This is a genomic window from Bradyrhizobium uaiense (genome assembly GCF_010811875.1).
Lineage (GTDB): Bacteria > Pseudomonadota > Alphaproteobacteria > Rhizobiales > Xanthobacteraceae > Bradyrhizobium > Bradyrhizobium uaiense.
In genome coordinates this window covers 1-242 of the sequence record NZ_VKHP01001025.1, presented here as the reverse complement: position 1 = coordinate 242, position 242 = coordinate 1, and the positions used below count along the sequence as shown (strand labels likewise).

The 242-nt window shown below is 58.7% G+C and carries 1 protein-coding gene; it reads left to right on the top strand.

All coding sequences use genetic code 11. The features are described from left to right. Window positions 1–242 (top strand): transposase (locus tag FNJ47_RS48615; RefSeq protein ID WP_163163793.1); only part of this gene is annotated, 242 nt, incomplete at both ends.

Here is a 242-nt window from a genome sequence, read left to right as displayed (position 1 = left end):
GCCTTGCCTCGGGCAGCTACGATCAGCTGCACCATTTCATCGCCGATGGTGTCTGGGACGCATCACCACTGGAATCTGAGCTGCTCAGCCAGGCGGACCGACTTGTCGGCGGCAAGGATGCGGTGCTCGTTATTGATGACACCTCACTGCCGAAGAAGGGCGAACGCTCGGTTGGTGTTGCGGCTCAATACGCGTCGGCTCTCGGCAAAACGGCAAATTGCCAAACGATGGTGTCTTTGACG